Source organism: Herbaspirillum seropedicae, assembly GCF_001040945.1.
In the GTDB taxonomy this organism is placed as follows: Bacteria; Pseudomonadota; Gammaproteobacteria; order Burkholderiales; family Burkholderiaceae_D; genus Herbaspirillum; species Herbaspirillum seropedicae.
In genome coordinates this window covers 279,386-302,585 of record NZ_CP011930.1, presented here as the reverse complement: position 1 = coordinate 302,585, position 23,200 = coordinate 279,386, and the positions used below count along the sequence as shown (strand labels likewise).

15 protein-coding genes are annotated in these 23,200 nt (G+C 63.5%); 7 read left to right on the top strand and 8 right to left on the bottom strand.

Going from position 1 to position 23,200, the window contains the following annotated elements:
• Positions 1-56: 56 nt before the first annotated feature.
• The 4 genes from ACP92_RS01390 to ACP92_RS01370 form a co-directional block, all read right to left on the bottom strand.
• The gene (locus ACP92_RS01390) at positions 57-1,547 is read right to left on the bottom strand and encodes a hypothetical protein (protein ID WP_013232329.1); all 1,491 of its coding nucleotides are present in this window, start codon (positions 1,545-1,547) and stop codon (positions 57-59) included.
• A complete protein-coding gene (locus tag ACP92_RS01385; RefSeq protein WP_013232328.1) occupies positions 1,547-3,682 on the bottom strand; it encodes a T6SS effector phospholipase Tle3 domain-containing protein in 2,136 nt (711 codons plus the stop codon). Before ACP92_RS01385 ends, ACP92_RS01390 begins: the two co-directional genes overlap by 1 nt.
• A gap of 14 nt (positions 3,683-3,696) precedes the next feature.
• Positions 3,697-6,435 carry a type VI secretion system Vgr family protein gene (locus tag ACP92_RS24115; RefSeq protein ID WP_013232327.1) on the bottom strand — a complete coding sequence of 913 codons (2,739 nt, stop codon included), beginning with the start codon at positions 6,433-6,435 and terminating at the stop codon, positions 3,697-3,699.
• Positions 6,436-6,554: 119 nt separating this feature from the next.
• On the bottom strand, positions 6,555-7,772 hold the full coding sequence (locus ACP92_RS01370; RefSeq protein ID WP_013232326.1) for an arabinose transporter: 1,218 nt from the start codon (positions 7,770-7,772) through the stop codon (positions 6,555-6,557).
• 209 nt (positions 7,773-7,981) lie between these two features.
• Between ACP92_RS01370 and ACP92_RS01365 the strand changes: the two genes are divergently transcribed.
• Entirely contained in the window at positions 7,982-8,614 is a 633-nt protein-coding gene (locus ACP92_RS01365; protein ID WP_013232325.1) for a TetR/AcrR family transcriptional regulator, read from the top strand.
• Here the strand turns inward: ACP92_RS01365 and ACP92_RS01360 are convergent.
• Entirely contained in the window at positions 8,611-9,627 is a 1,017-nt protein-coding gene (locus ACP92_RS01360; protein WP_013232324.1) for a LacI family DNA-binding transcriptional regulator, read from the bottom strand. The genes ACP92_RS01365 and ACP92_RS01360 overlap by 4 nt on opposite strands.
• A 348-nt stretch (positions 9,628-9,975) precedes the next feature.
• On the opposite strand from ACP92_RS01360, the gene ACP92_RS01355 reads away from it, so the two are divergent.
• From ACP92_RS01355 to ACP92_RS01335, 5 genes are all read left to right on the top strand, one after another.
• Entirely contained in the window at positions 9,976-11,121 is a 1,146-nt protein-coding gene (locus ACP92_RS01355) for an ABC transporter ATP-binding protein (RefSeq protein ID WP_013232322.1), read from the top strand.
• 95 nt (positions 11,122-11,216) lie between these two features.
• The gene (locus tag ACP92_RS01350; RefSeq protein ID WP_013232321.1) at positions 11,217-13,193 is read left to right on the top strand and encodes a beta-galactosidase; all 1,977 of its coding nucleotides are present in this window, start codon (positions 11,217-11,219) and stop codon (positions 13,191-13,193) included.
• A 147-nt stretch (positions 13,194-13,340) separates the two neighbouring features.
• Positions 13,341-14,579, top strand: coding sequence for an ABC transporter substrate-binding protein (locus ACP92_RS01345; RefSeq protein WP_048348647.1), 1,239 nt, complete (start codon positions 13,341-13,343; stop codon positions 14,577-14,579).
• Between the two features lie 173 nt (positions 14,580-14,752).
• Positions 14,753-15,688, top strand: coding sequence for a carbohydrate ABC transporter permease (locus ACP92_RS01340; protein ID WP_013232319.1), 936 nt, complete (start codon positions 14,753-14,755; stop codon positions 15,686-15,688).
• Between the two features lie 26 nt (positions 15,689-15,714).
• Positions 15,715-16,566, top strand: coding sequence for a carbohydrate ABC transporter permease (locus ACP92_RS01335; RefSeq protein ID WP_013232318.1), 852 nt, complete (start codon positions 15,715-15,717; stop codon positions 16,564-16,566).
• A gap of 60 nt (positions 16,567-16,626) precedes the next feature.
• Here the strand turns inward: ACP92_RS01335 and ACP92_RS01330 are convergent, their stop codons facing one another.
• Genes ACP92_RS01330 through ACP92_RS01320 form a run of 3 tightly spaced genes read right to left on the bottom strand, consistent with a single transcriptional unit; the run spans position 16,627 to position 22,378 of the window.
• Entirely contained in the window at positions 16,627-18,108 is a 1,482-nt protein-coding gene (locus ACP92_RS01330; protein WP_013232317.1) for an efflux transporter outer membrane subunit, read from the bottom strand.
• Positions 18,108-21,251: an efflux RND transporter permease subunit gene (locus ACP92_RS01325; protein WP_013232316.1), complete on the bottom strand. Its 3,144-nt coding sequence runs from the start codon at positions 21,249-21,251 to the stop codon at positions 18,108-18,110. The genes ACP92_RS01330 and ACP92_RS01325 overlap by 1 nt, the downstream gene beginning before the upstream one ends.
• Entirely contained in the window at positions 21,248-22,378 is a 1,131-nt protein-coding gene (locus ACP92_RS01320) for an efflux RND transporter periplasmic adaptor subunit (RefSeq protein ID WP_013232315.1), read from the bottom strand. Before ACP92_RS01320 ends, ACP92_RS01325 begins: the two co-directional genes overlap by 4 nt.
• A 145-nt stretch (positions 22,379-22,523) precedes the next feature.
• Here ACP92_RS01320 and ACP92_RS01315 point away from each other — a divergent pair, with 145 nt between their 5' ends.
• Positions 22,524-23,189 (top strand): TetR/AcrR family transcriptional regulator, encoded by a 666-nt coding sequence (locus ACP92_RS01315; protein WP_013232314.1) that lies wholly within the window; start codon positions 22,524-22,526, stop codon positions 23,187-23,189.
• Positions 23,190-23,200: the final 11 nt, after the last annotated feature.

The following is a 23,200-nucleotide window of genomic DNA, read 5'->3' as shown; positions in this document are numbered from 1 at the left end:
GCACTTTCTCTTCTACAGATAAGCGACTCGAAAAAATCCATGCGCAAATTTCCCCATCAGTCCGAGTAACCTTGCATATAGGTCGTCCAGTCGAGGTCTTTTCTCAACCCCCACCAAGGCAAATAGGCATAGCCCTCTCCCCGTGCGCGAAACCAGTTTTTTTCGGGATCGAAGACGCGGGCACGGTCTGGCGGCGTCACCACCACGGCGGTAGCTCTATCCGTCTCGGTCGTACCTGCCACCATCACAGGCTTGCCCTTGTGATGGGCCCAGGCTATGGCCAACGCTACGTTGGTAATCGCTGTTCCAGCGCGCATGTCGCCCAGCAATTGCGAGGTGTTGAAGGCCTGTTTGAACACGTCCAATTCGGGCAAGCTCTGCGTCATGGCCTGGGCTAATGTGCCCATACGGCGGCCTGCTTCTTCGCTGCCTTTGCCGGCGTCATGGATGACATAGCGAATATCGCTAGGCGAGATGTTCGCCTGTTCTGCCGCCGACTGGATGGCGCTCTTCCAGGCCAGTGCAGTACGGCTTTCGCCTTCAGCGGGTGCGAAGTCCTCGGTGCTGCGAACAGCGGGGCGGGCAATCCATGCCAAAGGTTCGCGTTCTGTGTTGAACTTCGGCCCCGCCAGGATCAGCAAGGTGCAGTTCTCGCTGATCCGCCCATATTCGGGAAACTCGGGCGCGTCCATGTTCATGACCCAGACGGTTTTGTCAGGGTGTGCTTCCAGGTAATCCATACCCGCTGACAGGGAGGTGAAACCGGCGCTGGCGCCGCCTCTTGTGATGTTGACGTCGGCAGGAATATTCGCAGTTGATAGCTCGGGGTCATAGAACACAAACTCTGCGTCAAAAGCCTTGCGTGTTCGCTCCGTGGCATTATCTGACGTCAACATTGGGACATCAGGAATCGCAAATTCGACGCGGATGCCATTGAGTTCGCGCCACCTCTTTCGATTCTCTGGTTGAATCGTGTAGAAATAGCTACCGTTGAGCGCATACTGACGCCCGATAGGTTTAATGATTTTTCTTACGTAATCGGAGAGGAAGCCGGGAAATACACTGCTTCCATCCTCGAATATCTTTTCCCTACGAAAATTGAAACTCAATGGTGCGATCGGTTGCACGCTCGTGAATGTGGCCGGATCTCTTTGCACCTCGTCATCATCCTTGTTAGGCTTTGCGATTCCCAATGTCCAAAGCAACTGCCATTCAGCCGGATAGTCTCTTCGCATCAACGGGTTGAGCCATTGGACGCCAACGACCTGAACTTGGAAGCGTTCCTCATTCCCTGCCACCAAGGGCGCTTCGTTCACTTCGACAGCCCTTGAAGAGCGATGCACAACAGCAGTTACTGTAAGCACTACAAGAGCGGCGATAGATAGGGCCAGGTATATCAATCGGTTCATCACGTCTCCTGTTTCCCAATGACGCGGCTGTTTTTGGTCAAGAAAATAAATCCATCCCAAGCTGATAAAACACGTCACTATGAGTACCAAAACGAAAAGCACAATCTGGCGGGGGATGTTTCTCTGCCGCAGGCTCATTACCTAGCCTCCGCTATAGATTTCTTCCACGAGCGCTCATCTAAGATGCTCCGAGGCCGGCTTGCCTCCTCGTTCGAGAGCCAACCGTCAAGGGTCTTTTTCAGCATGGTGCTCTGATCAAAGTACTCGCCGAGATAGCGATGTGGATGATTTTCTTTGAGCCCATCCCAATATCTCCAATCCGCCTCAACCCGCAATTCCCTCATCGCTTCCTCACTGAGCGTGCACACTCCAACGGCCACGTCATAAGCCGCCGCCAGCCGCGCATGCTCCGAATTGGTCACGATGGTCGAATGATCAGTGGCACTCTGATCCACGCCTTCCTTCAGGAACGCCCCGATCTGTTCGGTCCGCCAGGACTGATATTCCTCGGTGCTCTGTCCGCCAGGCCGTTCTCCGGCAACGTTTCCCTGAACATCCGCCCTATCGCCTCGCCTGGCCTGCATGCGCAAGCGCGCCCTGTGTTCATAGCGCAATCGGGCCTCTGAGTCCTGATCTCCCTGCGGCCCGTCGTTCGCTGAACCATCCTCGGACTTGAGCGTGACATGCTCGTCATAAGGATCGCCTGCCTTCTTCTTGTCTTCGCTCTTGCGGGCTTCGCGTGCATTGCCAACGGCATCGATACCCTCGTCAAATTGCGGGCTCAGCTTTCCATAGCGGTATGCCGTGGGCAGGAAGTGTCGAGGGAGTTCGGGAGCGTCAACAGGAATCGACCAACCTTTGGCCACGTCGGCGTTGACATGCTGTTTGAAGAGGGCAACATGATTGACTTTGGATGCCATGAACACCGTAGCGATCTTCTCCACCAAGGTTTCGCTGGATGTCAGGCCCTGCCTGAGTCGATGTGTCACGGCAGGTGAAGGCGGATGCCAGAATCCATCTTTGCCAGCGCCCGCCTCCTTGTTCCAGCGGTCGTCCCAGTAGCGATAGGACTTGCCCGGCACCTGCCCCACCAGATACCGATGGGCAAAAACGCGCTGCGTAAATACGCCCTTGCCATTGGTGACGCCAATCTCCTCCGCATTCATGCCGCGCCAACCTATCCCCTGCACGGTGGTGGCCGAGATCACCTGATCGTGCGGATTGCAATACAAGGTCACGCGGCCGAACGTGGATCCGTTCAAACCATGGCGTTGGCGATCCCCGGCTGCCGTAAAGGCAGGGCCGACCTTGGGTGCGCTGTTGGCCATCTCCCTGTCGATCCTTTTGTCCGCGTGGGCACAGGCGGCGCGAGCGCGCAGCAGTATGAAGAAGTTCTTCAGCGTCTCCACCCGGGCCCGATACGTCTGGCGCCCCAGCGATCCCTGGGAATCGCTGCTGCCTCTCTGGCTCCAGTTTTCCGTCAGATTGTCCGGCACCAGGCTCAGCGGCGGATTGCACAGAAGATAGTTGTCCGCCTGAATGCCGAGACGGTCAGCGAGAAAGGCTGCAGCGATCCCGACCATGTTGCCCTGGCTATGGCACATCACGGTAATTGGACAATCCGCCTGCCGGTCCCGAATGGACTTGATGAGCCGAGCCAGACGCAGGGCGGCGTGGACGTAGTAGGCGCGGTGCGGGCAGCGATAGACATCTCTTCCGGCCACCGGATTGAGATGTTGCGCGGTCAGCCACAGGAACAGGCGATCATTAAGACCCTCCGTCCAAAGATCGGCAATGGTGGAACAGCCATTGGCGAAAGGCCCGCCTCCCCAGTAATCATTTTCGTTGAGCCAGACGTTCTTGCCGAATTGTCTGACGTCCTTCTTGCTGGCCTTGTATCCCCAGCGAAAACGGATGACAGGGGAATAATGAGGCTGGGCCTTGATGAAGTTGTCCGCACTGCGCTGTGGCGCAAGATAGCCGTCGGCCGTGAGTTCGGGCGTATACTGCACCGGCGCCAGGCGTCCCGACGTCGGGCCGCTATACGCCATTTGTTCCGGCCGTCTGGCCAGCCGTTCATTGAGCCCTTCGCATAAGCCGCGTTCGGTACTCTCGTACCACTCCCCATCGGAATTGACGCCATGCACCAGGATGATGACTCCGGGCAAGGGCAGGGTCTTGTAGAAAACGGCCTCACTCTGGTCCGGCAATAAGGTAAATTTTCCTCCGCCGACTACGCGGGTTGATTTTTCTGCGGCGGACGTTGTGCTCATGAACCGTTTCTCCTTCAGTCATCAGAATCAAGAAATCGGATGCGCATCTGCTCAAACGCATTTTTCGACAGCGACGCCGCCCTCCCCAGATCATTGGTTTGACCGCTGGTCTTGCCGCCATCGCCGCTATCGATCTCGAAACGGACGCCAGCAATCTTCTGGTCATCGGTCGGACGCGCCAGGACGGGCTTGCGACCAACATCATCTTTCGCGAAAGTCGGCAACTCTCCCGGTGTGGTCTGTGCATCAATCCAGCGATGGGTGGCCGCATGAATCGTCGCCGCCCCGCTACACCCCATGTCGATCTTTCCACCGCCAAGGCGCAGATAACTCCCGTCGGATGCAGCCAGCAAGATCTCGTCGGCCGCAATGATCTGCACCTTGCCGCCGCTTGCAGTCAGGCTCAGGTTCTTGGCGGCGGCCACCTTGGTGTCGTTGTGCTGCGACTGTAGCTTGAGCTCGCCCTGATGCGCGATCAGCGTCAGGTCTTCCGATTGGGCAAACAGCGAAATGCCCTTGCCTGCATTGGCCGTCAGGTGCTCGCCACTGGCCAACTGGATATGGCGCAGCGCCACCGTGTCGCAGTTCTCGCCTGCGTGCGTAACTGCGGTCTCGGGCGTACTGAAATGCAGGCCCGCAGGCGCCGTCACGGCGACCACAGGGGCTCCACCATCGCCTGCATCAGGCTTGGTATTGGAGCCGTTTTCCCATTGCTGTAGCTGGCGATGCAGGCGTTCATGTGGAGCATGATCACCCGCCTTGGCCTGGTGTTGCGCAGCATACTCGCCTATGCCGGTGAAGAGCTGTACGCATTGCTGCATCAGCGCGAGCGTCTCCTCGCGTGCAAGCTGATTGCCGCTAGCATTGAGCCGCGCAAACGCTGTAATCAGGAGACCATGTGCAGTACGCAGGCAGCCTGCGGCATCGGTGGCAAGCTCGAAACCTTCTCCGCGCGGTGCTGAGCGGCCTTCCGTACGTGGAGAACCCAGCCACCCTTGATTGAGTTGGGTGGCGGCGTGATCAGAGAACATCTGGGCGCTGATCTGGCCTCGGCTATCGTCAAATAGCAGGTGGTTATGCCGATTCGCCTTGAGTTCCTTGCTTCGAATGCCAGACAGGGCGCTGTTCTCCGGCAGCTTGCCCTGGCGCGAAAACTTCGGTGGGTAATGAGTCCCGTCGTAGAGCCCCCCCAGCGCCACGGGCTTGTCAGGATGATTTTGCAGGAAGGCAATCAGGATCTCGCTGCCTACCCTGGGCCAGAAGGCCGTGCCGAATCCGGCGTCAGCCCAGGGCTGGAGGATACGGATACGAGCGGAATCACCGGTGGTGCCGCTGGCGCCGCGTCCGCGCGGATGCTCCTGAGGCCGGGTAAACAGGAAGCGTACGGCGATGCGCCCCAGTTCGTCGACGTCCACTTCCTTGTCGCCATCTCCCACGACGACCGCGCTCATCAAGCCCAGCTTGGGCACGTCTTCAGGATCGTAGCGAGGCACGATGGCCGTATCGCTCTGAACACAGTCAAAGCCATTGCAGTAGACGGGCAGGTCCAGGGCCGTCTGGTCGCCCAGCGCGGCACGCGCTGGCAGCCACTCCTTCATCAGGGGCGCCATCCATTCGGCATCGAGCACCAGGCTGTTGCGGGCATAGAGCGTCAGTTGCGTGACGGTGAAGCGGGCTTCCCGTTCCGTCAGGGTGTCCAGATGAGGATGCCCGCTGATGCGGAATACGGTCCCGGCACGCAAGGAGCGCACGACGCTTCTGGCACGACATCCCTGTGCCGCCAGCTCATGGGCCTCGATCCGTCTACGGGCCATCTGCTGTTGGTGAGCGAGACCCGCGGCGAGGACGGGCGGAGCATACTCGTAGTCTTCCAACGTTCGTGCCAGGGCAAGACCTGCGCCATCTTTCCCACGCAGCGCTTTTTCCTGCGCTTGCGTACACCGGTTGGCTTTGTAATCGAAGGCTGTCAGCGTGACTTCATCTATCGATTGCTCGCACCATGCCTCCCAGTGGGTCACCGTATCGGTCTGCTCCATGACGCCGGCCTGATGGAAACGCAAGGCAACTGCCGAATGATCAGGATAGGCGCTCGGGTGGTCCGCCAGATGCAGATGATGGACTGGCTCGTTCCCCTCGAGCGCGAAGCGGAAGTGCCAGGCGATGCCCTCCTGCCGCCACAGGCGTTGCAGAAAGTCGGCATCACTTTCACCGGCTTGCATGACGAAGGCCCGCTTCGGATAGGCTTTATGCAAGCCGCTGACGTGCCAGCGCAGGGCAGCCGCCAGAACGCTATTGTCGTGGCGATGCTCGGTCAGGATCTGCTCGCTGATCTCCAGCACCGAAAGGTCGCAGAAGACCCGCCAGGTCTTGCGCTGTTCCAACAAGCGTAGGGCATCGCAAAGCTCGATTTCGAGCAGAACCGCACCCGCTTCCGAATGGATTTGCCGCACCGAGGTGGCCAGGCCACAGACCAATGCAGCGCCACCGTCACCCTCCTTCACAGAAAATCCGATAGGCACTCCTTGGAGCGCATGGATGTCAAGATCAGCGGCGCTGCTGGCGCACTGCACGCGGTAGATCACGTTGCCGCATACCGCCTCTGTTCCTGTGACCTGCAAGGCGACCAGCCGCTGAACGGCAGACGGAGCGGAAGATGGTAGATGCAGCCTCAGAAGGCGCCGTTCGTGCGTAAGAAGATTCAAGAAAGCGCCGAACGACGCGGAGGTCATTGAGGAGGCAGTCATGGTGAGCATGCAGGGCTGAAAGTGCTCTGAATGCTAACCAATAAGCCGACCAAATCATTTAGCAATTATTCTATATTTCGACGTCATTAAGAAACACTCACTGCGTTCCTTGGCAAGCGATATTGTTCCTAATCTCCCATCTTCACTGAATGAAGCAAACTCAAGGCCACCAGGACTGACAGCCCCACTGTCACCGCTCCCGCCAGGTAGATACTCTGCACGCCGGCGTGACTGGCCAGCACACCGGCCAGCGGGCTGGTGATCCCCAGCGACAGATCCAGGAAGGCCACATACGCGCCCATGGCCAACCCCCGCGTCTGCGGCGGCGCGCGGCGCATGGCTTCGACGCCGAAACCGGGAAAGGCCAGCGAATAGCCGAAGCCGGTCAGGGCCGCGCCGAGGTAGGCCCAGTGCGCCGCGTCAGCCTGCCAGATCAGCAGTTGGCCCGCTGCTTCGATCAGCACGCATACCAACGCAACGCGCGCGCCGCCGAGCTTGTCCGGCAGGTGGGCAAACAACAGCCGCGCCAGGATGAAGGCCGCGCCGAATGCAGAAAACGCCAGCGCTGCATTGCCCCAGGCGCGCGCGGCAAACAGCAATGCAATGAAGGCTGTGATGACGCCAAAGCCGACGCTGGAAAATGCCAGCCCCAGCCCCGGACGCCATACCGCACCGAGCACCTGGTAGAACGGCGTGCGGCGGTGGGCGCTGGGCGCGATGGCGCGCAGCGGGGCGATCAGCAGCAGCGCCGCCAATGACAGGCCCACGCTGGCCAGGCTGATACCGGCAAAGCCGTAGATCTGGTTGATCGCCACGCCCAGGGGCGCACCGGCGCCGAAGGCGGCGTACAACGCGATGCCCAGCCAGGCCATGACCTTGCCGCCATGCTGCGGGCCGACCAGGCCGATGCCCCAGCTCATCGCGCCGGTGACCATCAGGCTCTCGCCCAGCGCCAGCACCACGCGCCCCAGCAACAGCACGGCCACCGACCAGTCTGGCCGGCCAAGCAAGGCCAGCGAAGCCAGATACACCAGCCCCGACAATGCGGCCGTGATGAAACCCGCCATGACGGCGCGCTTGGCGCCGCGCAGGTCGGCGAAGTTGCCGGCCCAGGCGCGCGAAAGCAAGGCGGCAGCGAACTGCGCGCCCACGACCACGCCCACTACGGTGGCGTTCATGCCCAGCGCGTCTTTCAGATGCAAGGGCAGCACCGGCAATTGCAGGCCGATGGTGAGGAAGGCGATGAAGACGGCCAACGTGATCGGCGCCAACTTGAAGAAGACGGCGACGCCGGGACTGGCCAGCGGCGTCACCCGCGCGGGCTTGTCGGTAGAGGAAGCAGACATGGAAAATCCTTGGATCAATGAGAAGGAGGAAAACAGCGAAAGAGGATGTCGCCATCAACAGGCGGGCTGGTTACAGGAAACCCAGGCCGCTTGGACAGGATGATCAGGACATCGTAGAATGCGACGAATTCGTCACATCCAGCAAAATCCAGTATGCGACGAATCCGTCATGTTTTCCATTCGCATTCTTTCCCACCGTTCTCGTCACCATGAAAAAGCCTCGCCGCCCCGATATTTCCCTGCGCAAGGCGCCGCAGCAGGCGCGCTCCACCGATCTCGTCAAGGCCATCCTGGAGGCTGCTGTTCAGGTTTTGCTACGCGAGGGCGCGGCCCGCTTCACCACGGCGCGGGTGGCTGAGCGGGCCGGTGTGAGCGTGGGATCGATCTACCAGTATTTCCCCAACAAGGCGGCCATCCTGTTCCGGCTGCAGTCCGATGAATGGGAGCAGACCACCGAGATGGTGCGCGTGTTGCTGGAAGACAGCCGCAAGCCGCCACTGCTGCGGCTGCGTGCGCTGGTGCATGCCTTCCTGCGCAGCGAGTTCGAGGAAGCGGCGGTCAGGCTGGCGCTCAATGATGCCGCACCACTGTATCGGGATGGCGAACAGGCGCAGGCGCTGGCGCATGCCTGGGATGGCATCATTGCGCGCTTCATGCGCGAGGCCTTGCCGACGGTGTCGCCGCGACGCCGCAAGCTGGCCGGCGAGATGGTGATGAGCACGCTCACCACGATGGGCGAGCACCTCTCGCGCACGCCTCGTCCGGACAGCGAGATCAAGCGTCACGCGGACGCCATGGCCGACATGTTCTCGGCCTACCTGGACAGCCTCGCGGCCGCCTAGCGCTTGCGGGGGACGGCGGTGGAGGCGCGCTCCACCAGTTGCGGCGCAGCGGTGACGTGCATGACGGGTGAGGGGCTGCGCCGTTCGATGAGCGCCAGCAAGAGTTCGATGGACATGCGCGCAGCGGCTTCGGTGGGTACGGCCACGGTGGTGAGCGCCGGGCGGGAGACGCGCGCCCATTGGATATCGGTGATGCCGGTCACCGAGACGTCGCGCGGCACATTCATCCCCATGTCGGCGATGGCGTTCATCGCCCCCAGCGCAGGCAAGTCATTGCTGGCGAAGATGGCGGTGACCTGCGGATGTTCGCGCAGCAGTTCCATGGTGGCGCGGTAGCCTGACTCCACCGTGTCGTTGATATAGCGTGTGCGCTGGGTCGGATGCGGGTGTCCGGCCTCCTTGCAGGCGCTGGCAAAACCGCGATAGCGCTCGGCATGGATGCCGCTCTTCTTGCTGCCCACCAGCGCGGCAAAGCACTGATGGCCCAGACCCAGCAGATGCCGGGCGGCAATCGCGCCGGCTTCGAAGAAGTCCACCGCGATGCAGGGCAGCTCGGGCGGCGCATCCGGCTTTTCCCACATGCACAGCACCACGGGCGCGCCGCGCTGCTCGGTCTTCCTCAGCTCATCCATGGGCAGGTTGGCGTTCATGATCAGCACGCCGTCCGACAATGTGCCGGCGATCTGGTCAAGATAGGCCCGGCCGATATCGGGATCATCGTTGGTATTGCAGACGATGAGGAAGCGTCCATGGTCGCGCGCCGCCCGCTCGGCCGCCAGGGCGAATTCGGGATAGAAGGGGTTGGCGATGCTGGAGACCACCAGCGCCAGCGTGGGTGCGCGTCCCTCGGCCAGGGCGCGGGCGGTCAGGTGCGGGCGGTAACCCAGCTGGGCCACGGCGTCGAGCACGCGCTGGCGGGTCTGTTCGCCGACCTTGCCGCGCTGGCGCAGGACGTTGGACACAGTGGCCGAGGTGACACCGGCCAGTCGGGCGACTTCGGATAAGGTGGTCATGAGGCGATGGAGTTGGAAGCCCTCGCATTCAAACCGCTTATGCCTGGCTTGTCAACGCAGGCGGGCGCCGGCAGGGTGCGCAGGGGCGCACTGGCTGACATTTTCCTGTCACCTGGCGTTACAGGATTCTTGTTGCATGGGCCATGCAAGATGGGTATGATCTTTCCACACTATTGGCCGCCCCGATGCGGCAACACGATCAGAACAACGACGTGGAGACAAACCCGATTGCACTCAGGACACCACCCAGGCGATCTTTTTTTTGGGTGATTTGATTAAGCGCTTAACCTGACGCCAGCCCTGCCTTTGCGGCGGCCTGCCCGGCAATCTTTCTGACAGGAAAATGTGATGGCCAGCATTACCTTGCGTGCAGCACAAAAAGCCTACGGCGATGCACCGCCGGTGATCCGCAATGTCGATCTCGACATTGGCGAACATGAATTCTGCGTCTTCCTGGGTCCATCCGGCTGCGGCAAATCCACGCTGCTGCGCAGCATCGCCGGGCTGGAAGATCTCACCAGCGGCGACCTCTTCATCGGCGGCAAGCGCGTCAACGATGTGCCCTCGGCGCAGCGCTCGGTGGCCATGGTGTTCCAGAGCTATGCGCTGTTCCCGCACATGACGGTGTACGAAAACATGAGCTTCGGCCTGACCCTGGCCAAGCTGCCCAAGGCCGAGATCGAACAGAAAGTGCGCGAGGCTGCGCGCATCCTGCAGCTGGAAGAACTGCTGCAGCGCAAGCCCAAGGAACTCTCCGGCGGCCAGCGCCAGCGCGTGGCCATTGGCCGCGCCATCGTGCGCCGTCCGGGTGTGTTCCTGTTCGATGAACCGCTGTCGAACCTGGACGCCACCCTGCGCAGCCAGACCCGCATCGAGATCGCCCGCCTGCATCGCCAGTTCGAGCAGGCCAGCGTGGTCTATGTGACGCACGACCAGGTCGAAGCGATGACCCTGGCCGATCGCATCGTGCTGCTGCATGCCGGCGCCGATACCCAGCGCTTCGGCAGCATCGCCCAGGTCGGCACACCCATGGAGCTGTATCACCATCCGCGCAACCGCTTCGTGGCCGGCTTCATCGGTTCACCACGGATGAACTTCCTGCCGGCGCAGGTGGCGGGTGTGCAGGAGAACGGCATTCTGGTGCGCCTTTCCGGCAGCGAGGAAACCCTGCTGGTGGCCGCGCAAGGCGCGCTGCAGCCGGGCCAGATGGTGACCGTGGGCGTGCGCCCGGAGCATATGGAAATCGGCAGCCAGGGCCAGTACGGCATCCATCGCGAAGTGGTGCTGGTCGAACGCCTGGGCGAGCAGACCTATGTGCATCTGGACGAGCCCGCCGGCCAGCCGCTGGTGGCCAAGGCCGCTGGCGACGCCCGCATCACCCGTGGCGAGCGCGTGCGCGTGGCCATCGCACCGGCCTGCGCCTATCTGTTCGACCAGGACGGGCTGGCGCTGACCCGCACGCAAGTCCAGGGCGGCTTGGCCGTTGCCGCCTGAGTGTGATGAGTGTGAGCCTGCATCTGCGGCCTGCTGCTCTGTTCGTCCCTCTTTCCATTCTGTATCCGCTTCACTACCGCTAAGGAATCACGACCATGTCGCTACGATTGGGAGTCTGTTACTACCCCGAACATTGGCCCGAGGCCATGTGGGACAGCGATGCGCAACGCATGAAGGCGCTGGGCATCAAGCAGGTGCGCATCGGCGAATTCGCCTGGAGCCGCATCGAACCTTCGCCCGGCGAGTTGCGCTGGGACTGGCTGGATCGCGCCATCGAGGTGCTGGCCAGGCATGGTCTGGAAGTGGTCATGTGCACCCCCACCGCGACCCCGCCCAAGTGGCTCATCGACCGCCATGACGATGTGCTGGCGGTGGACGCCAATGGCCGCCAGCGCGCCTTCGGTTCGCGCCGCCACTATGATTTCTCATCGGATTCCTACTTCGAGGAATCACAACGCATCGTGCGTCTGCTGGGCGAACGCTATGGCCAGCACCCGGCCGTGACGGCCTGGCAGACCGACAATGAATATGGCTGCCACCAGACCGTGGTCAGCTATTCGGCCTCGGCGCAGCGCCGTTTCCGCCAGTGGCTGCGCCAGCGCTACGGCAGCATCGACGCGCTCAACACGGCCTGGGGCACGGTGTTCTGGAGCATGGAATACCGCAGCTTCGATGAGATCGACGCCCCCATCGGCACCGTCACCGAAGCCCATCCCTCGCACCGCCTGGACTATCGCCGCTTCGCCTCGGACGAAGTGGCGCGCTACAACCGCATGCAGGTGGAGATCCTGCGTGCGCTCTCGCCGGGCCGGCTGATGGTGCACAACTTCATGCAGATGTTCCTGGAGTTCGATCACTATCCGGTTGCGGCCGACCTCGATGTGGCCACCTGGGACAGCTATCCGCTGGGCGCGCTGGAAGTGATGTGGTTCGACGACGCCACCAAGGCGCGCTGGCTGCGCACCGGCCATCCCGACTTCGCCAGCTTCAACCATGACCTGTATCGCGGCATGTCGGCCCAGCCCTTCTGGGTCATGGAACAACAGCCGGGGCCGGTGAACTGGGCGCACTGGAATCCGCATCCGCTGCCAGGCATGGTGCGCCTGTGGAGCTGGGAAGCCTTTGCCCACGGCGCGGGTTGCGTCTCCTATTTCCGCTGGCGCCAATGCCCGTTCGCACAGGAACAATTGCATGCCGGCCTGAATCGTCCGGACAACCGCCTCGATGTGGGCGGCAGCGAAGCCGAGCAGGTGGCGCGGGAAATCATCACCGTCGAACAGGCACAGGGGGCGCTGGCGCAGCCGCGCGGCAAGGTGGCGCTGCTGTTCGACTACGACGCCAAGTGGCTCTTCGACATCCATTTCCAGGGCATCGATTTCGAATACCAGCGCTTTGCCTTCCAGTACTACGCCACCCTGCGCGCACTGGGCCTGGATGTGGACATCCTGCCGCTGCACGCCAAGCTGGACGGCTATGCCATGATCGTAGTGCCGCCCCTGCCCATCGTGCCGGACGATCTGCCGGGCCGCATCGCCGAGAGCGGCGCGCTGTCGGTGTTCGGTCCGCGCAGCGGCTCCAAGACCCGCTCGCTGCAGATTCCCGCCACGCTGCCGCCCGGCCCCTTGCAGCAACTGCTGCCCATGCGCGTCTGGCGCGTGGAATCGCTGCGCCCCAATGTCACCGAACCGGTGCAGTTCGGCGCGCACAGCGGCCAGGGCGCGCACTGGCGGGACCTGATCGAGGCCGATGGCGAGGGCTTGCAGACCCTGGCGCAGTTCGGCGACGGCCATCCGGCCATCGTGCGCAAAGAACGCGCCCACTACCTGGCCGGCATCTTCGATGATGCGCTCACCAGCGCCTGCTTCGAGCAGTTGGCCCGCGACGCCGGACTCGCCCCGCAACGCCTGCCCGAGGGCCTGCGCCTGCAAGAGCGCGGCGGCCTCTGCTTCGCCTTCAACTACAGCGACGCAGCGATCACCCTGCCGCAGGCGCAAGGCGCGCAGTTCCTGGTCGGCCAGGCGCAGCTGGAGCCGCAAGGCGTGGCGGTGTATCGCACTGGCCAGCACCCGTGATCAGGCAATGGCAATAGCCGGCCTCACTCTGGAAGAAAGACGCCACGGCGGCGCTGTCCGCCGTGGCCCAAGCAGGCGGCAGAACCTGCGCACGCTAACAAAGACCAAGCTGTTTTGAACCCACATTCGGAGACAACAATGAAGAAGATGATTCGCATGGGCGTGATCGCCGGCTGCCTGGCCGCCACAGCCGCCTGGAACACCGCCGCCACCGCCGGCACCCTGGCCATCAACATCGCCTACAAGGGCGCGGTGCAGCGCGCGGTGTGGCAATCGACGATGGATGAATTCAAGAAGGCCAACCCGGACGTGGACATCAAGCCCTCCTTCATCGAGGAAGAAGCCTACAAGGTACAGCTGCCGGGCTGGCTCTCGACCCAGGCGCCGGACATCATCAACTGGCACAACGGCGAGCGCATGGCCTTCTACGCCAGCCGTGGCCTGCTGGAAGACGTGAGCGAAGACTGGAAGAAGAACGGCTGGGACGCCACCTACGCCTCCACCAAGGAAGCCTCGTCCTGGCACGGCAAGCAGTATTCGGTGCCCACCGTCTACTACTCCTGGGGCATGTTCTACCGCAAGGACTTGTTCAAGAAGGTCGGCATTGCCGGCGAGCCCAAGACCTGGGATGAATTCCTGGACGCCTGCAAGAAGCTCAAGGCTGCCGGCATCGCCCCGATCGCCGTGGGTGGCCGCGACGCCTGGACCCTGGCCGGCTGGTTCGACTACCTGGACCTGCGCATCAATGGCAATGCCTTCCACCAGCAGTTGATGGCCGGCGATATCGCCTACACCGATGCGCGCGTCAAGAAGGTCCATACCGCCTGGAAGAGCCTGATCGACAACAAGTACTTCATCGACAACGCCCTCTCCTATGACCTCGACGGCGCCCAGCCCTTCCTGTTCCAGGGCAAGGCCGCCATGATGTTGATGGGCACCTTCATCGCCAAGGGCTTCCCGGCCAAGCTGGCGCCGGAGATGGGTTACTTCCAGTTCCCCATCATCGATGCCAATGTACCCACGGCTGAGGAAGGTCCGACCGAATCCATCCACATCCCTGCCAAGGCCCGCAACAAGGCCGATGCGCGCCGCTTCATCGCCTTCGTCGGTACGCCGGCCATCAGCGCCAAGCTGGCAGAGGGACTGGGTTCGCTGCCGGCCAACAGCAAGTCGCCCGCGCCCACCGAACCGATCTCGCGCATCGGCTTCGAGATCCTCTCCAACGCCAAGGGCGGCATCTCGCAGTTCTATGATCGCGACATGACCAAGGAAATGGCCGATGAAGGCATGAAGGGCATGCAGAAGTTCGTCAGCGATCCGACCAGGATCGATGATGTGCTCAATGAGCTGGAGCAAAGCCGCAAGCGCATCTACAAGAAGTCCTGATGGCGGTTGATGCGGTAGTAGTTAAGTAGTGGTCAAGCAGTAATCAAGTTGCAGTTAACTGGTAGCTGATAGTTAGATAGTTAGATAGTTATTAAGCAGCAGTTCAGTAGTAGTCCACCCGGCCATCGTGCTTGCCCAGCACGATGGCCGCAGAAAAAGAAGGAGACCCCGCCATGCTCGCGCCCACATCCGCCGCGCAGCCGCCTGCGCCCCCAGCCGCCGCTACAGTGGCCACCACAGCGGCCAGCGGTCCTCAGCGCAGCGCCGCCCGCCGCAACCGCGCCGCCTTCTGGTTCCTGGCGCCGGCCTGCGTGATGACGCTGGTCTATGTGCTGTACCCGATTCTCTATACGATCTATCTCAGCTTCTTCAGCTGGGATGGCATGACCGAGCCCAGGTTCGTGGGGCTGGCCAACTACGTCGAGCTGTTCCACGCGCCGACCTTCTACACCGCCCTGAAGAACAACGTGCTGTGGCTGCTGATGTTCCTGCTGGCCCCGCCCATGGGCTTGGCCATCGCGCTGTACCTGAACCAGAAGGTGATCGGCATGCGCGTGGTGAAGTCGCTGTTCTTCGCGCCCTTCGTGCTCTCGGGCGTGGTGGTCGGCCTCATGTACAGCTGGTTCTATGACCCCAGCTTCGGGCTGCTCTCGCTGCTCTTCGGCCAGGGCGTGCCGGTGCTGGGCGATGCGCGCTATGCCACCTTCGGCATCATCTTCGCCGCGCTGTGGCCGCAGACGGCGTATTGCATGATCCTCTTCCTCACCGGCCTGACAGCGCTGAACCACGACCAGGTGGAAGCGGCGCGCATGGAAGGCGCCAAGGGCTGGACCATGCTGCGCTATGTGATCCTGCCGCAATTGCGCTCGACCACCTTCATGGCCTTCGTGGTCAGCATCATCGGCGCGCTGCGCAGCTTCGACCTGATCTCGGTGATGACCAGCGGCGGCCCCTATGAGAGTTCCACCGTGCTGGCCTACTACGCCTATGACCAGGCCATCAAGTATTACCGCCAGGGGTATTCGGCAGCGGTGGCCGTGACGCTCTTTGCCATCATGCTGGTCTACATCGTCTATCAGCTGCGCCGCATGCTGCGCGCTGAACGCTGAACGCTCAAGGAAAAAAAGGAATCCTCATGTTCCCGATGCCGATAGAAAAATGGAAGCCCATCAACCGCGCGCTCTACCGCGCCTCGCTGCCGGTGGCGCTGCTGATCTGGCTCTTGCCGATGCTGGCCGCGCTGGTCACTTCGATCCGCTCCAACGATGAACTGATGGCCGGCAACTACTGGGGCTGGCCGCAGGACTTCGCCATGCTGGAGAATTACCGCGAAGCCCTGACGGCGTCGCCGATGCTGCATTACTTCTGGAACAGCTGCCTCATCACGATCCCCTCGGTGATCGGCGCGATCTCGCTGGCGGCCATGGCCGGCTTTGCGCTGTCGACCTACCAGTTCCGCGGCAATACGGTGCTCTTCGCCACCTTCGTGGCCTGCAACTTCGTGCCGCAGCAGATCCTGATGATCCCGGTGCGCGATCTCTCGCTGTCGCTGGGCCTGTTCAACACCATCACCGGGATGATGCTGTTCCACATTGCCATGCAGACCGGCTTCTGCACCCTCTTCCTGCGCAACTTCATCAAGCAGCTGCCCTTCGAGATGATCGAGGCGGCGCGCATCGAGGGCGCCAGCGAATGGACCGTGTTCTACCGCATCGTGCTGCCGCTGATCCGTCCTGCGCTGGCGGCCTTGGCGGTGCTGGTGTTTACCTTTGTCTGGAATGACTACTTCTGGGCGCTGGTGTTGACCCAGGGGGATGACGTGGCCCCGATCACGGTGGGCGTGGCGGCCCTGCGCGGCCAGTGGACCACCGCCTGGAACCTGGTCTCGGCCGGTTCCATCCTGGCGGCGCTGCCGTCGGTGATCCTGTTCTTCGTGATGCAGAAGCAGTTCGTCGCCGGGCTGACCTTCGGCGCGAGCAAGGGATAAGACAATAAGAAGATAAGAGATCCGCGCCATGTCCCCTCTGGAAGGAACATGGCGACGGCGTCACGGTTGCGCTGCCTGCGGTGCAGTGGTCGGTGAAGTCGCCGGTGCAGCCTCCAGGCTCACCCCCATGGCCTGGAACAGCGTGGCTGTGGCGTTGAGGCGGCTGGCGGTGGCGCGCGCTTCACTGAGGTGGGCATTGAGATACTGGCGCTCACCACTGCGCGCCGCGCTGATCGGCACCGCACCCAGGGCCACGCGCCGCTGGGCATTGCGCCAGCCCTGCTCGCTGGCCTGGCGCGCCGCCGCTGCGGCGGTCTGGGCATCGGCGTCATGGCTCAGGGCCACCAGGCTATCGGCCACATTCTGGAACGCATTCAATACGGTCTGGCGATAATTGGCCTCGGCCGCCAGATAGGCCTGCTCCGCAGCTTCGCTCATGGAACGCAGCGCGCCGCCATGGAACAGCGGCTGCGTCAGCGACGCCCCCAAACCCCACACTGCACCCGCCGCACCGGTCGCCTTGGGCCAGGTAAAACCGGACTGCCCGAAGGATGCGCTGATGGACAGGCTGGGGAACATCTCCGCCGTGGCCTGGGCCTGCTGGGCCGCCGCCACCTTCAGCGCGGCGTCGGCTGCGAGGATGTCGGGCCGCTGGCGCAACAGTTCCGAGGGCACCGCCAGCGGCACCTCGGCAGGCAGGCGCAGGCTGGCCAGGTCCAGATCGGCGGGCGCCTGGTCGGGCGTGCGGCCCATCAGCACGGCCAGGGCGTGGCGCGCGGCCAGCCACTGTGCCTGCAGGCCGGGCAGGCTGGCGCGCAAGGACTGTGCATTGGCGCGTGCGGCCAGCAGATCGTCCTGCGAGGCCGCGCCCAGCTCGGCGCGCCGCTGCACTTCACTGGCATCGGCCTCGGCCAGCGCCACCAGGCGTTCGGTATCGCTCACCTGCACGCGCAGCGCAGCGGCATTGATGGCGCTGATGACCACATTGGCCACCAAGGCGCGGCGGGCCGCATCGAACTGGTAGGACTGGGCATCGACCTGGGCGGCTGTGGCGGCGTTGGCGTAGCGTTCCGTGCCGAACAGGTCGAAGGTATAGCTGGCTCGGATCTGGCCGGCGAAGACGTTGTAGAGGTTGGTGGTCGGGCCGATATTGGGCAGGCCCAAGGCGCGCTGGCGCTGGGCCTGGCCGACCGCGTCGACGGACGGCCACAATGACTGGTCGATCTGGGCGCGCAGTTGCAGGCGGGCGCTAGCCAGGTTGCGTTCAGCCTGGGCCAGCGAATGATTGTTGCGCAAGGCCTCTTCCACCCAGGCCGACAGCTCGGGCGAACCATAGGCCTGCCACCATTGCGGCACGGCGCGCTGGCCCAGCACGAAGCGCTGGCGCGCCCCTTCGGGCCCGACATCTGCGGGCGTGGCCTGGGCTGCATAGTGGTCGGGCCGGGGCATGGCCGGCGCTTCGCCGGTCGGGCCGAAGGCGCAGCCCGACAGGGTCAGCACCAGTAGCAGGGCCAGCGGCAGGGGGGGATGGACCTGGGTCATCAATGGCTCCCTTGGGCGGCAGTGTCGCGGTGATGGGTTTCATCCGGCTTGACCCGGTAGCACAGCGCATACAACGCCGGCAGGTAGAACAGGGTCAGGATGGTGGCGATGGTGATGCCGCCCATGAGGGCGGTGGCCATCGGGCCGAAGAAGTTGCTGCGCAACAGCGGGATCAGCGCCAGCACGGCGGCGGCGGCGGTGAGCGTGATCGGGCGGAAGCGCCGTACGGTGGCGCCGACGATGGCGTCGAAACGGCCGCGTCCGGCGGCGATGTCCTGCTCGATCTGGTCCACCAGGATCACCGAATTGCGCATGATGATGCCCAGCATGGCGATGGTCCCCAACATGGCGACGAAGCCGAAGGGCTGGCCGAACAGCAGCAGCGCGCCGACCACGCCGATCAAGCCCAGCGGGGCCGTCATCACCACCATCATGGTGCGGCCAAAGCTTTGCAGCTGCACCATCAGCAACAGCAGCACGGCAATCACCATCAGAGGCATCTGCGCCGAGATCGAGGATTGCGCCTTGGCGTTTTCTTCCACCGGGCCGCCGACGTCGATGCGATAGCCCACCGGCAGCTCGGCGCGCAGGGCGTTGAGCTTCTGGTTGACGTCATTGGTGACGTCGATGCCCTGCACACCCGGGCGCACATCGGCCAGCACGGTGATGGTGGGCTGGCGGTTGCGCTCCCAGATCACGCCATATTCCAGCGTGTTGTTGAACTGGCCGAGCGTGGCCAGCGGCACCGGGCCGTTGGCGGTGGGCATGGACAGCGTGGCCAGTCGCGCCGGATCGACGCGCTCGCTGCGCGGGGCGCGCAGGTCCACGCTGATGAGCTTGTCGCGCTCGCGGTATTGCGTGATGGTGTAGCCGGACAATTGCATGGCCAGGAAATTGGAAATCTGCTGGCTCGTCAGGCCCAGCTGCGCGGCGCGCTTCTGGTCGATCTCGAAGGACACCGAACGCTGCGCCGGTTCATCCCAGTCGAACTGGATGTTGGTGGCGCGGCTTTCCTTGCGCATCTCGGCCGCGACCTGTTCGGCGATGGCGCGCACCTTGGGAATCTGCTCGCCACTGATACGGAACTGCACCGGGAAGCCCACCGGCGGGCCGTTCTCCAGCCGCGTCAGGCGCGTGCGCACGCCGCTGAACTGGCGGCGCAGCGGCTCTTCCAGCGCCCGCGCCAGGGCTTCACGGTCTTCCACCGACTTGGCCGTCACCACGAACTGGGCGAAGTTGGGGCTGGCCAGTTGCTGGTCCAGCGGCAGGTAGAAGCGCGGCGCTCCGACGCCGACGAAGCTGACGTAGTGGTCGATCTGCGGACGGTCCTTCAGCAGCGCTTCCATGCGCACTGCTTCGCGCTGGGTGGCCTCGAAGGAAGCACGCTCGGGCAGGTGCAGGTCGATCAGCAGTTCGGGCCGGTCAGAGCTGGGGAAGAACTGCTGCGGCACCAGCGCAAAGGCCGCCAGCGAGCCGATGAACAACACCGTGGTCGCGATCACCACGCGGCCCCGGAACGCCACGCACCAGGCCACCGAACGGCGCAGCCAGGTATAGATGCGGGTCTGGTAGATGGGATGGTCGTGGTCTTCCTCGTCATGGCCGGCGTGCGGATTGGCGGCGATCTGCTCATCGGTGAGCGCACCCGGCTTTTCCTTGAGCATGTGATAGCCCAAGAGCGGAATGAGCACCACCGCCGCCAGCCAGGACAAGAGCAGCGCAATGGCCGAGACCTCGAAGATGGAACGGGTGTATTCGCCGGTGCCGGACTTGGCCAGGGCGATGGGCAGGAAGCCGGCCACCGTCACCAGGGTGCCGGTGAGCATGGGGAAGGCCGTGCTGGTATAGGCGAAGGCGGCGGCGCGGCGGCGGTTCCAGCCCTGCTCCAGTTTCACCGCCATCATTTCCACGGCGATGATGGCGTCATCCACCAGCAAGCCCAGCGCCAGCACCAGGGTGCCCAGCGAGACCTTGTGCAGGCCGATGTCGAACAGGTACATGAACAGCGAGGTCACCGCCAGCACGATGGGAATGGAGATCACCACCACCATGCCGGTGCGGATGCCCAGCGAGACCAGGCTGACCACCAGCACGATGGCCACGGCCTCGGCCACGGCTTCGAGGAAGTCATCCACTGATTTTTCCACCGCATGCGGCATGCTCGAGACCGCCGTGAGCGTGAGTCCGGCCGGCAGGCGCTTGCGCAGTTCCTCGGTGCGCGCATCGAGCGCCTTGCCCAGGCGGATCACGTCACCGCCCGGCTGCATGGTCACGCCGATGCCCAGCACCGGCTGGCCATTGGCGCGCATCGCCTGCTCCTGCGGTTCGTCGTAGCCGCGCGTGATGGTGGCGATGTCGCCCAGGCGGAAGCTACGGTTGTTGATCTGGATGATCTTCTCTTCCAGCGCGCGCAGGTTGTCGAACTGGCCGGTGGGACGCACGTAGACGCGGTCATTGCCGGTGGTGATGAGGCCGCCCGGCACCACCGCATTCTGGCCGCCGATGGCGTCGGCCAGTTGCTGCGGGCTGATGCCCAGGCGGGTCATGCGGGCATTGCCGATGTCGATGTAGATATGCTCGTTGCGCTCGCCGAAGTAATCGATCTTGGCCACGCCCGGCACATGCAAGAGTTCACCGCGCAACTGGTCGGCATAGTCGCGCAATTGCGCCGGGCTGAAGCCGTCGCCGGCCAGGGCGTAGATGTTGGTATAGACGTCGCCGAACTCGTCATTGAAGTAGGGACCCTTGACCCCTTGCGGCAGCGTGGCGGCCATGTCGCCGACCTTCTTGCGCACCTGGTACCAGGTCTGCGGCACCTGCGAGGCCGGGGCCGTATCCTTGATGGTGAAGAAGAGCTGCGACTGACCCGCGCGCGAATAGCTGCGCAGGAAATCCACATCGGGCGTCTCCTGCAACTTGCGGGCGATGCGGTCGGTGATCTGCTCCTGCACCTGGCGCGCGGTCGCGCCCGGCCAATCGGTCTGGATCACCATGACCTTGAAGGTGAAGGGCGGGTCTTCGGACTGCGACAGGCGCGAGTAGGAACCGATGCCCAGGAGCGTCACCAGCGCCAGGATGAAGGTCACCAGCGCCTGGTGCTGCAAGGTCCAGGCAGAGAGGTTGAAACGTCCAGGCGCGCTCATAGGGCGAAGTCCTCAGCATGCAGCGGCGCGACCGGCTTGACCTTTTCACCGGCCGTCAGGGTATGCACGCCCTGCACCACCACCTTGTCGCTGGCCGTGACACCCTGGCTGACGCTGATGCTGCGCTCGCCGTAGGCCGCCACGGTCACGGGCCGCAGTTCCAGCTGGCCCTGCTCCCCCACGACCCACAGGGCCGGCCTGTCGCCCTGGTGGAACAGCGCAGTGGCCGGCAACAGCAGCACCGGCGCGGCCGAGCTGGCCGCCGGGGTGATCGCGACCTCGCCGGTCATGCCCAGGCGCACCGCAGGATCGGGCTGCTCCAGCGTGACCTTGACGCGGTAGGTGCGGCTCTGTGCATCAGCCGCCGGGCTGACTTCGCGCACCTTTCCCGTGAAGGTCTTGCCCGGCAGCGCCGCCAGCGTGACCACGGCGGCCGCACCCGGCTGCAGCGTGGCGACTTGGCGATCGGCCACCTCGGTGACCACGTCCACCTGGCCCGACCAGGCCAGCGAATAGACCGGCTGGCCGGCAGCGAGCACGTCGCCGGTATTGGCCTGCTCGGCGCTGATGACGCCGTCATGCTGGGCCACCAGGGTAGTGTAGTCGCGCTGGTTGCCCGCCACGGCGGCGCGCGCCTGGGCGGCCTTGAACTGCGAAAGCGCAGCGGCGTGGGCGTCCTGGCTCTGTTCGAGCTGCTGGGGGCTGATCAAGGCTTCGCGGGCCTGCTGGACGTCGCGCTGGAGCTGCTTCTCGGCGGCGTCCAGGTGCTGGCGCGCCGAGGCCAGTTCGGCCTGGGCGGCGCTGGCGTTTTGGTTGGCGTCAGCCGGGTCCAACCGCGCCAGCACCTGTCCCTTGCGCACCACATCGCCCAGATGCACGCGCCGCTCGGCCAGCTGGCCGGCGATGCGGAAGGACATGCTGGTCACGTAGCGCGACTGCACCTCGGCGGGCAGGTGCAGCGTGCCGGCCTGGCCGCGCTGCTGCGCCTGCAGCACCACCACTTCACGCGGCGCATCGGCTACCGGGGCCGGCTTGCTGCAGGCCGCCAGGGTGATGACCAGCGCCAGCAAGGGATAGACACGGCGGCGGGCGCGCCCAGGGGAAACGGACGGAGAGACAGGCTTCACGGCTTTCCTTTCAGGAAGTGGGCGTCAGCACGCAGGGCGTACGCATCCCCTGGAGCATTGCGTTCTAAAGTGGACAGATTCTAATGCATCCCCGAATTCAGATGCAACACTGTATTTGAATACGGTGGTGTTAGAATCTCGCCCTATGACACGCCAACGACTCAGCCGCGAGCAAAGCCGGGAGCAGACCAGGGAAAGGCTGCTGGAGGCTGCGCACGCGGTTTTCATGCAAAAGGGATTTGCGCTGGCCAGCGTGGAGGATATCAGCACGGCTGCCGGGTATTCGCGCGGGGCGTTCTATTCCAACTTCGATGACAAGACCCAGCTCTTCTTCGAGTTGCTGCGGCGTGAAGGCGAGAGCATCGACCGCGGCTTCCAGCGCATCCTGGAAGCCCCCATGACGGATGCGGCGGTGCTGGAAGATGAACTGGCCGCACAGTATTCGCGCCTCTACCGCGACGACAAGTGCAGCCTGCTGTGGATGGAGGCGCGCATCGTGGCGCTGCGCGACGAGAAATTCCGCGCCCAGCTCGATGGCTTCCTGGAAGAGCGCTACCGTCAGATCACCGGCTTCGTCGAAGCCTATGGCCAGCTCACCGGCACGACGCTGTCCGCGCCGCCGCGCGAGATCGCCATCGGCCTCATGGCCTTGTGCGAAGGGGTGAGCTTTTCCTATCGCTGCGTCCCGCACATCGTCGATGGCAAGACCGCCGAATCGGTGCTGTCGTGGTTCCTGAAGGCCTCCATCGCCGTGCCGCCCGCCCCGGCCCCTGCGCCCACCAAGCCGGTCGGGCGCAAGCGCGCTTCCTGAGCGCTTTGCGG

Coding starts and splice junctions, on each gene's coding strand:
- ACP92_RS01390 (WP_013232329.1), bottom strand. CDS start 1,547: ATGAGCCTGCGGCAGAGAAACATCCCCCGCCAGATTGTGCTTTTCGTT.
- ACP92_RS01385 (WP_013232328.1), bottom strand. CDS start 3,682: ATGAGCACAACGTCCGCCGCAGAAAAATCAACCCGCGTAGTCGGCGGA.
- ACP92_RS24115 (WP_013232327.1), bottom strand. CDS start 6,435: ATGCTCACCATGACTGCCTCCTCAATGACCTCCGCGTCGTTCGGCGCT.
- ACP92_RS01370 (WP_013232326.1), bottom strand. CDS start 7,772: ATGTCTGCTTCCTCTACCGACAAGCCCGCGCGGGTGACGCCGCTGGCC.
- ACP92_RS01365 (WP_013232325.1), top strand. CDS start 7,982: ATGAAAAAGCCTCGCCGCCCCGATATTTCCCTGCGCAAGGCGCCGCAG.
- ACP92_RS01360 (WP_013232324.1), bottom strand. CDS start 9,627: ATGACCACCTTATCCGAAGTCGCCCGACTGGCCGGTGTCACCTCGGCC.
- ACP92_RS01355 (WP_013232322.1), top strand. CDS start 9,976: ATGGCCAGCATTACCTTGCGTGCAGCACAAAAAGCCTACGGCGATGCA.
- ACP92_RS01350 (WP_013232321.1), top strand. CDS start 11,217: ATGTCGCTACGATTGGGAGTCTGTTACTACCCCGAACATTGGCCCGAG.
- ACP92_RS01345 (WP_048348647.1), top strand. CDS start 13,341: ATGATTCGCATGGGCGTGATCGCCGGCTGCCTGGCCGCCACAGCCGCC.
- ACP92_RS01340 (WP_013232319.1), top strand. CDS start 14,753: ATGCTCGCGCCCACATCCGCCGCGCAGCCGCCTGCGCCCCCAGCCGCC.
- ACP92_RS01335 (WP_013232318.1), top strand. CDS start 15,715: ATGTTCCCGATGCCGATAGAAAAATGGAAGCCCATCAACCGCGCGCTC.
- ACP92_RS01330 (WP_013232317.1), bottom strand. CDS start 18,108: ATGACCCAGGTCCATCCCCCCCTGCCGCTGGCCCTGCTACTGGTGCTG.
- ACP92_RS01325 (WP_013232316.1), bottom strand. CDS start 21,251: ATGAGCGCGCCTGGACGTTTCAACCTCTCTGCCTGGACCTTGCAGCAC.
- ACP92_RS01315 (WP_013232314.1), top strand. CDS start 22,524: ATGACACGCCAACGACTCAGCCGCGAGCAAAGCCGGGAGCAGACCAGG.